Consider the following 5615-nt stretch of genomic DNA (forward strand, 5'->3'; position numbering starts at 1 on the left):
CCAGCCGGCATTCTGCTTGGCATAGATCACGCGCTCGAAGTCGCGCCCGTCGCGCAGCTCCATGAACTCGTGGGTGTAGCGCGCATAACAGTAGTGGCAACCGAATTCGCAGCCGCGGTAGGGATTGATGGTCCAGCGGAAAGGCATGCGGGGCGATTCGCAGCGATTCAGCAGACTGCGCGCGTCGAGCGTGCGGTACTCGACTTCGTGTCCTTCGGAGAGCGCCTTGCCCTCAGCCGCAAGCCGGGCGATGCCGATCAGTTGCGAGGACGTCTTCTCCGGGGAAGGGAACAGGAGCGTTTCGAGAGGCATTTGTTTCGCCTTTTGTTCGCCTAACAATAACGCCGCGTTGTGCTCCTGTCAAGTCCACTTTCGGACCGCCGGCAGGCTCCTGCGCAGATTGCGGGCAACCTACGGAAAGCAAAAAGGACGGCCCGCCCGGGCCGTCCTTTCGCCCACGGATGCCCTGGTTCGAAGGTTAAGGCGCGGACTCCACCGGCTTCTCAAACAGCTTGGGATCGACAGCCGGGTTGACCTCCAGTTCGAGCTTCTCGCTCGAGCCCACTTCCTCGCCGTCCTCGGTGGACGTGGACTTGAACGGCACGCGCAGGCCGCCGGTTTCGCGCCAGTCGGAGTAGTCCTCCACGCGCTCCACCGGTCCCGCCATGCTGGAGGCGCGATACGCGGCGCGCAGCACCTGCCCGCTCTTCGGATTCACGTACCAGCGCAGGGAAGCGCCGTCGGCGCTGATCTCCAGAATCTCAGCCTCTGCCTCGCCCACTTTCTCTTTGCCCGCAGCGGCGAAGATGAATTTGGGATTGTCGGCGTTCTGCGCGATGTACACCATGTCGCGCTTGATGTCGTTCAGGCCTTCCTGTTTCATCGGGCCAGGGACATCGCGTGGAGGCATCCCTCCCATGGCCATGAAGGACGCCTCCGGTGAGATCACGATGGTCATTTCGCCCATGGGCAGCGAAACCTTCGTCCAGCTGCGGTCCGGATACACCACGATCCCCTCGCCCTGGAAGGGAACGTCTCCCTGCGGGGTCTTGCGGATGGCGCTTTCCTTGCTGCGGATCGCTTTGACGGCTCGCAAGTTCTCCGCGCCCCCAAGGGCCGTCACCACCTTGGCTATCAGCGCCTTGCCTTCGGCGTTGGAGCCGGCCGCCGCGGGACCTTGCGGTTCGCCCTCCGGGATGCTGATATCGAGCGCGGTCACCGAACCCAGGCTGGCCAGCGGTTGGTCGAAGTCCGCCGCTTTGCCGACCACCAGCACTGCCAGCTTGTCCTTCTGGATGTATTTCTTGGCCACGCGATTGACGTCATCCACCGTCACCTTTTCGATCCCCGCCTGGTAGCGCTCCAGAAAGTCCGCCGGATACCCGTAGAACTCCAGCCGCATCCGCTCTCGCAGGACTTTCTCCTTGCTGTCGAAATTGAAGACGAACGAATTCAGGATGCCGTCCTTGGCGCGCTTGAGTTCTTCTTCCGTAGCCGGTTTGGGCCCCAGGAGATTGTCGATCTCCTCGCGGAGCGCTTGAATGGCCTCTACCGTGGTGTTGCTCTTGGTGCTCATGCTGATGGTGAACAGGCCAGGGTGGTCGAAGGCGGCGCCGACGGAGCCAAACACCTGGTAGGCCAGACCTTTGCGCGAGCGGATATTGGAGAACAATCGCGCGAGTCCGCTGGTGCCGAATACCTCGTTCATTACCTCCACCGCGAAGTAATCCGGATTGTCGCGCGTGATACCCAGGTGCACCATGCGGATCTCGCTCTGGTTCACGTCGTCCTTGGCAATGAAATAGACCCCCGGCTTGGCCGTTTCGTACTCGAGTTGGGCCGCCTTGGCCTGCGGGCCTTTCGACCAGGCGCCGAATGCCTTGCGCAGCCTGGCTTCCATGGACTTGGGATCGAAGTCACCGACGATGCCCAGGATGATGTTGTTGGGACGCACGTACTCTTTGTGCCAGTTCAGCAGATCGTCCCGGGTCACGGCGGCCACAGTGGCGTACTCGGTCTGGCGGGCGTAGGGATTGTCCGCGCCGTAGCCGAGCTTGCGAGCTTCCCGGCCGGCGATGCCTTGCACGTTGTCGTTCCGCCGGGCGATGGCGGTGTTTTCCTGCGTCTTGGCCAGCGTGATCTTGTCCTCGCGGAACTCCGGCTGCTGCAACAGCTCCAGGAACACCGCGAACACGTCGTCCACGTCGCCCTTCAGGCAGGAGAAGGAAAGGCTGGTGTTGTCCACGCCATCGCCGCTCTCCACGCGCGCGCCGCGGGCTTCCAGGAAGTCATCGAGCTGGTCGCCGGTCCTGGTTTTGGTACCTCCAGTCCGCCAGACCTCGCCATAGATGCTGATCATTCCCACCTTGGCGGCGGGCTCCTCACGCGATCCGCCGCGGATGGTGGCGATGCCTTCGATGAGCGGCAGTTCGTGGTTTTCCTGCAGGAAGATCACCATGCCGTTGGGTAGTGCCACCCGCACCGGCTGCTGGGGATGGAACGGCGGCAGCGGGGGCCGGGCGATCTGCTTCCAGTCGGTCGCCTGGCCCACGGCTAGCGGAGCGGCCAGCAGGCAAAGCGCCAGCAACGCGGTCGGAGAGCGGAACGGTTTGAAGTGCGTCATTACTGGCCTCCCTTCGGGGTTGCCGGTTTCACCGTCTCGATCATCCCCACCGTGCGATTGGTGTCGCGGAAGACGCCGTTGGCCACGCGGCGTATGTCTGCCTTGCTGACCTTCTCGATCCGCTCCACCTGGCGGAAGAGCTCGCGCCAGTCGCCGAAGCGACGCTCGAAGGTGGCCAGTTGCAGCGCCAGCCCCTGGTTGCTGTCGAGCTGCCGGATCAGGTCGGCTTTGGCCCGCGTCTTTACACTCTGCAGTTCTTCATCGCTCACATCCTCGGTTTTCAGGCGCTCGATCTCCTGATGGATGGCGTCTGCGCACTCCTGGTTGGTATGGCCGGGCGTCGGCACGGCGAAGAAGGCAAACAGATGCGGATATTTCGCTCCCGGGAAGGGGCTGAATCCAGCGGCCGCCACCGCGATCTTCTTGTCCCGCACCAGCGAGCGGTACAGGCGGGACGTTCTTCCCTTGGAAAGGATGTCGCTGATGGCGTCGTAAACGACATCGTCAGGATCCAGCACGTCCGGCCGGTGGTAGCCCTCGAGATAGAAGGGCTGCGCCTGGTCGCGCAGGATGACCGTGCGCTCGGCGTTCTGCGGCGGCTCCTGAGTGCGCACCGGCTCAGGCCGGGGAGTGTTCGGCAGCCTGCCGAAGTACTTTTCGATCACGGGCAGGGCGTCGGCCGCTTTGATATCACCCACCACCGCCACCACCATATTCGCCGGAATGTAGTACTTGCGGCGGAACTCCTCGGCGTCGGAGGCGGAAAAGGCCGTCAGGTCGGAGGCATAACCGACCACGGGCCGGTGGTATCCGTGGGCGATGAACGCGGACGCCAGGAACTGCTCCACCAGCCGCCCTATCGGCTGGCTGTCGGTGCGCATGCGGCGCTCTTCGAACACCACGTCGCGCTCCTTGTAGAACTCGCGCATCACCGGGTGGAGGTAGCGCTCCGACTCCAGGTACGCCCACAGCTCCAGCCGGTTGGCCGGGAGCGAGTAGAAATAGCCGGTTTCGTCCCAGTTGGTGAATGCGTTCACGCCCACGCCGCCGTCGCGCTCGATGATCTCCTCGAACTCGTCCGGCAGGGCGTACTGGTCGGCTTCGGCGATGGCGTCCTTCCAGGCCTTCTCCAGCTCCTTGACTTTGCTCTCATCGCGCCCCACGCGCTTCAGGCGCTCGCGGTCGTAAGCCGCATAGGCTTGCTCCACCTTCTCCAGCGCCGCCTTTTCCTGGGCGTAGTCCTTGGTGCCGATCTTGTCGGTGCCTTTGAACGCCATGTGCTCGAACATGTGCGCCAGGCCGGTGATGCCCGGCACCTCCTGCACGGCGCCCACATCCACGTGCGTGAAGTAGGAGAAGACCGGGGCCTCGGGGCGCTCGCAGATGAGCACCGTCAGCCCGTTCTCCAGCTTCTTCACCGTGATGCGCTTTTCGAACGACGCCAAATCCTGCGCTGCCGCGCTGATCGCCGCCAATGACAGGACGGCCATGACACCCATGACTTTCAGGCGAGGGAACTTCATCGGACCTCCGCAAACCTGGTGATTTCCACAGGGAATCGGTAGGAAGGAACAGGCTAAACGGCGGGCAAAAACCCTGTCAAACGACGCACCGCAATCCGCGGGGGTGAACGGCGGGTCCAGCCAGCACCCGGCTTGCTATTCCTTCTGTGTCCGATAACGCGCATACTTCCCTCATGGCAGCTCCCGCCCTTTCCCCGCAGGACCAACGACTGCTGGCGGGGTTCTCGGACTACCTGCGGGTAGAAAAAGGGCTGGCGCGCCTCAGCATCGCCGCCTACACGCGCGATGTCACCCAGTTCGGCGGGTTCCTTCATCGCAAGAAGCGCGGGCTGGCGAACGCGCGCCGTGCCGACGTCCGTGACTTCCTCGATCATCTGTTCTCGCTCGCCGTAGACGGCCGCTCAGTGGCGCGCAAGCTTTCTACCCTGCGCCATCTCTACCGCTACCTGCTGCTCGATCGCCATGTCAGCCGCGATCCCACGCTCAACATCGACGCTCCGCGGCAATGGAAAGTACTGCCCAAGTCGCTGGCCCGCGACGAAGTCGAAGCTCTGCTCGGCGGTCCACCGCGCGCGGAAGACACCCCGCTGGCGCAGGCGCTCGCTCTCCGCGACCGCGCCATGCTGGAGATGCTTTACGGCGGCGCCCTGCGGGTCTCGGAAATCCTCGGCGTCGGTCGCGAGGACCTCAAGCTGGACCTCGGCTATGTTCTGGTTCGCGGCAAGGGAGACAAGGAGCGCATCGTGCCGCTGGGTCGCGCTGCGCTCGACGCCCTGCGCCTCTACCTTGACCAGGGCCGCGCCGTGCTGGCAGCAGGGAAGGCCTCGCCGCTGTTATTCGTCGCGCGCGGCGCCCGCCGGCTCTCCCGCCAGCGCGTCTGGCAGATGGTGCGCGCCTCTTCCGCAGCCGGACGCCGCGCCAGCCCGCACATGCTCCGCCACAGTTGCGCCACCCACATGGTGGAAGGCGGCGCCGACCTGCGCACCGTGCAGTCCATCCTGGGCCATGCCGATATCTCCACCACCCAGGTCTACACGCACGTCGCGCTCGACCGCCTGAAGCACGTGTACCGCAGCCACCATCCGCGCGCGCGCGCCCGTGCTGGAATGAGACCCGTCACCACGCAGGAGAAAGAGTGAGCAAGAAGAAATCGAGTCCGGACGGTTCTATCCCTCGCGCCATCGCCCGCTTCCTGCGCTCCCTGGAATCGGAGCGCCGCGCTTCGCAGCATACGCTGCGCGCCTATCGCCAGGACCTCGAGCGGTTCGCGGCCTGGGCGGGCACGGGCGCCGACTGGCCCGCTGTAGACCACCTGCGCATCCGCGCCTTCCTTTCGCACCTGTACGATGAGGGACTAAGCAAGACCTCGGTGGCGCGCGCCCTGGCGGCTCTGCGCTCGCTCTACCGCTGGATGGCGCGCGAGGGCATGGTGGATCAAAACCCCGCCGCTCTGGTCTCGACGCCACGCC

At 64.5% G+C, this 5615-nt stretch carries 5 protein-coding genes; 2 read left to right on the forward strand and 3 right to left on the reverse strand.

Going from position 1 to position 5615, the window contains the following annotated elements:
* The 3 genes from VLE48_07955 to VLE48_07965 all read right to left on the reverse strand — a co-directional run.
* On the reverse strand, positions 1-312 hold a 312-nt coding region (locus VLE48_07955; protein ID HSA92928.1), incomplete at its 3' end, for a hypothetical protein.
* A gap of 166 nt (positions 313-478) precedes the next feature.
* On the reverse strand, positions 479-2623 hold the full coding sequence (locus VLE48_07960) for a pitrilysin family protein (GenBank protein ID HSA92929.1): 2145 nt from the start codon (positions 2621-2623) through the stop codon (positions 479-481).
* Complete coding sequence (locus tag VLE48_07965; protein HSA92930.1) at positions 2623-4146, reverse strand: pitrilysin family protein; 1524 nt, start codon at positions 4144-4146, stop codon at positions 2623-2625. Before VLE48_07965 ends, VLE48_07960 begins: the two co-directional genes overlap by 1 nt.
* Before the next feature lie 173 nt (positions 4147-4319).
* Here VLE48_07965 and VLE48_07970 point away from each other — a divergent pair, with 173 nt between their 5' ends.
* Together VLE48_07970 and VLE48_07975 are read left to right on the forward strand one after the other, a co-directional pair.
* Positions 4320-5285 carry a tyrosine recombinase gene (locus VLE48_07970; protein ID HSA92931.1) on the forward strand — a complete coding sequence of 322 codons (966 nt, stop codon included), beginning with the start codon at positions 4320-4322 and terminating at the stop codon, positions 5283-5285.
* On the forward strand, positions 5282-5615 hold a 334-nt coding region (locus tag VLE48_07975; GenBank protein ID HSA92932.1), incomplete at its 3' end, for a site-specific integrase. The genes VLE48_07970 and VLE48_07975, both read left to right, overlap by 4 nt.

This window comes from Terriglobales bacterium (genome assembly GCA_035454605.1).
GTDB lineage: Bacteria > Acidobacteriota > Terriglobia > Terriglobales > Acidobacteriaceae > DATMAB01.

Excerpts from the sequence above, each read along its gene's own strand:
- VLE48_07960 (HSA92929.1), bottom strand. The coding sequence starts at position 2,623 with ATGACGCACTTCAAACCGTTCCGCTCTCCGACCGCGTTGCTGGCGCTT.
- VLE48_07965 (HSA92930.1), bottom strand. The coding sequence starts at position 4,146 with ATGAAGTTCCCTCGCCTGAAAGTCATGGGTGTCATGGCCGTCCTGTCA.
- VLE48_07970 (HSA92931.1), top strand. The coding sequence starts at position 4,320 with ATGGCAGCTCCCGCCCTTTCCCCGCAGGACCAACGACTGCTGGCGGGG.